This window comes from Microcoleus sp. A6-C6, from assembly GCF_036705955.1.
Classification (GTDB): Bacteria; Cyanobacteriota; Cyanobacteriia; order Cyanobacteriales; family Microcoleaceae; genus Microcoleus.
In genome coordinates this window covers 1-3,703 of record NZ_JAUBVR010000043.1, presented here as the reverse complement: position 1 = coordinate 3,703, position 3,703 = coordinate 1, and the positions used below count along the sequence as shown (strand labels likewise).

The following is a 3,703-nucleotide window of genomic DNA, read 5'->3' as shown; positions in this document are numbered from 1 at the left end:
GTTATATTACAAACCGCATAAAAACTCCGACGCACTCCAGATAGATAAATGTCAGCCCAAATTATCGGATTAATCGAGGTGCACCATGTCTACTACTTCTATCGGCAATCTCAACGACAACTATTTCTCGATCGACTTTGCGGGCAAAACTGACCCCATCGATACCTATCGCTTCAATCGACTGAATACAGGAAGTTTTCGCGTCACCGCCGAAGGTTTCACTTCCGTGGTGGGGATGCAACTGCTTGACAGTGACGGAAAAGTCGTCAAAGACATCGCCACCGACGGCACAAATTCCGGTACATTTAGCATCGATAACTTGGGTGCAACAAATTATGCACTAAAAATTTCTGCACCTTCGCGCGATACAAATTATCAAGTTAGTTTAACACCAGACGGCAAAGTTGACCCGCTGACAGGTTTGGGAGTTGATTCCGGCTTTTTCGCTACAGATTCTACGGGACAAGTTGGCTTTGACTGGTTGCACGACGGTGGCAATTATCAAGGAGAAGTTGCCATTTTCAGCGTGCAGGGCATGGAGAAATTAACCCCAGGTTCTCAGGAATTTATCAAAGAAGCGGCAAGACGAGCTCTGAGCAATTCTACCTTTGGTCACGTAGTAATTTCTGACCCTACAGAAGGCGCAAATCCGCTGTTTGACGGTCTTTTAGAAGAGGACAACTATAACGAAGGAACCTACAGCGGCCCGAAAACATTTGGGATGAAACCGGGTGAGGCTTTTGCTGTGATGTTGGTGCCGAACGCTACTGTGCAAGATGTCTTTAATAAGCCCAATGCTGGCGGCGACAAACGCCCGCTGCTGTCGTTATCTAGCACTAATCCAGATGATGCTTGGCTGTACGGTCAAATAGCTGATGTTACTGGCATCGGCAAGGCTTTTGCGATGGAAGATCAGCGGGTTGATACGGGTTCGGATAAAGATTACAACGATTTGGTTTTCAAGTTGACGGGTGCGACTGGTAAGGCTGTGTCGATCGACAAAGTGATCGATAAGAGTAAGGATTGGACTAAACTCGATGGCGGCAAGAAATTGATCGAGTACGTCACTCCCACACCGTCAGTAGCCACAACCCCGCCTGCTGTTGTACCGCCAGTTGAGACAACGCCGCCAGTTGCTGTTGTACCGCCAGTTGAGACAACACCGCCAGTTGCTGTTGTACCGCCCGCTGTTGTACCGCCTGTTGAGACAACGCCGCCAGTTGCTGTTGTACCGCCTGCTGTTGTACCGCCTGTTGAGACAACACCGCCAGTTGCTGTTGTACCGCCTGCTGTTGTACCGCCAGTTGAGACAACACCGCCAGTTGCTGTTGTACCGCCAATTGCAACCACACCGCCCGCTGTACCGCCAGTTGAGACAACGCTACCTGCTGTTGTACCGCCCGCTGTACCGCCAGTTGAGACAACACCGCCTGCTGTTGTACCGCCAGTTGAGACAACACCGCCAGTTGCGACAATCCCGCCCGCTGTACCGCCAGTTGAGACAACGCTACCTGCTGTTGTAACGCCTGTTGTACCGCCAGTTGAGACTGCACCACCTGCTGTTGTACCGCCTGTGATGATTACAGGGCCTGTGCTAATAAAACCTCCGATCGCCCCAACGACTCCCTCAGAACCGCCGGCGATCGACGAACAACCGGCTGTAACTGAACAATCGCCACAGACTCAACCACCTTTTGAAACTATTTTGCCGCCCGCGCCCGATCGCACTTTTGTAGGCATCATCGATACTGGGTTTGCTGCGAAGAATCCCGATTTGGATTACTCTAAAGTGACGATGGGGCGCGATCGCATCGACAAAGATAGCAACCCGTTGTTAAATGCTGGAGAAGGAAACGAACACGGCACGTTTAGCTGGGGTTTAGTAAGTGCAATTCAAGGTAACGATAAAGGAATTGATGGCTACAACGATCAAGCGAATGTTTACCTAAGTCGGGCGATTGGTTCTGGGGAATGGGATTTAGCTTTAAATGATTTTGTGAGTGAAGCGAAGGGACAAAAGAAGAAGAATGCGATCGCACTTCTGCCTCTCGATTTAACTCAAAAGAATGCTGACGGTAGCATTACTACTCGTTACGAGTTTACGAACCGAGAACGTGCGGCTTTGGAAAATGCTCGTCAAAATGGAGTGCTGTTGGTTGTGGCGGCGGGTAATGACGGCGGTGTGATGTCGGTTTTGGGTCAATCTTCTCAGGAGTTTGAGAATATTATCACGGTTGGTTCGTCTAATGGAGTTGGGCGATCGGATTATTCGAGTTACGGCTATGGTTTGGATATTTTAGTGCCCGGTGGTTCGATCGACAATCCGACTTTATCTACGGTTGGTGATGATGTCGGCCAAATGGCGGGGACTTCTGCGTCGGCGGCGATTGCGGCGGGGATGTTGTCTAAGGTTTGGGATAGCAATCCGGCTTTGAATGCTACTCAAGTGATTGATGTTTTGACTGGAAGTGCGATCGATTTGAAGGCGCCCGGATGGGATGAAGAAACGGGTTTTGGGGTGGTGAATTTCAATAAGGCTGTGGATTTGGCCAAGGAAACCAAGCCACAAAGTTACACCCCTAGTCCTTTCTTGAGTCCGACAACTTGGGGCTTAGAAGGAAAAGTCACGCCTTGGGAAAGGGCGACTTATGACATAAAGACAGGAAGTTTTACATCGATTATTTGGTCAACTACTGGTGTAAATCTTCGTACTGGGACTAATTTGAGCGATAAAAGCGATGTGAATGTGGGATACAAAGGTCAGACTTTCACTTTCGATGCTTGGACTTACGGGGAAGCAGTCAAGGATATCACCACACAAGAGCCAGATGCTTTGTGGTTTCGGACAAATTACAACGGCAAATCTTACTGGGTACCGAGTGCATTCACGAATGGCTACCCGCCTGGAAACCCGCCCTTACTACCTCCAACAGAGAATCCCGTTGTTGTGCCGCCCACAGACAATCCCGTTGTCGTGCCGCCCACAGACAATCCCGTTGTCGTGCCGCCCACAGACAATCCCATTGTCGTGCCGCCCACTTCAATTAATCTCAACGGTCACAACGTCGGCGGCAATTTCTATCCGGTTTTCCAGAATTATCAAGGAACGCTGGGCAATCCCACTTCTGATGTCATCAACTATAATGGTGCCAGCTATCAGCTATTTGATAAAGGATCGATCGTCAGCAGTAAAAATGGAACTTTCCCCCTTTCGGGAGCGATTCGTCAGGAATTCTTGCGAACAGGTGGATTGGATGGCTGGTTGGGCGCTCCGAAGAGTGCGGAAAAGGGGCAGGGTGATGGAACGCTAATCCAATACTTTGAGAAGGGTTACATTTCCTGGAATGGCGTTAAGGCGATCGCATATGAGGAAGGCAGCAAGCCACCCATAGCTCAAATACCTAACATCCCTAGCAAATCTTCCAATAACGGTGGTAGTGGCAATTCCAGGTATCCGCTCAATAAATCGGGGTAACAGCAAAAAAGAAGGTTCACAATCTAGCCACAGCATGGTAAAATACAAAACATGACGCAAAAAACATCTGGTGACAAATTAGTAGAAACCTTACTGCAAAGCATTGAGCCATCTGAAATTGCAGACGAATCATTGCGTCGTACTGTGTCCATATTGCTGAACCTCATAGAACAATTACAAGCAGAAACCAAAGAATTACGGTCAGAAAATCAAAGATTAAAAGACGAA

Annotated in this window: 1 protein-coding gene; it reads left to right on the top strand. The window is 48.8% G+C overall.

Translation table 11 applies throughout. The features are described 5' to 3' along the window. The first annotated feature begins 85 nt into the window (after positions 1 to 85). Complete coding sequence (locus tag QUB52_RS17820; protein ID WP_332974177.1) at positions 86 to 3,475, top strand: S8 family serine peptidase; 3,390 nt, start codon at positions 86 to 88, stop codon at positions 3,473 to 3,475. Positions 3,476 to 3,703 lie beyond the last annotated feature (228 nt).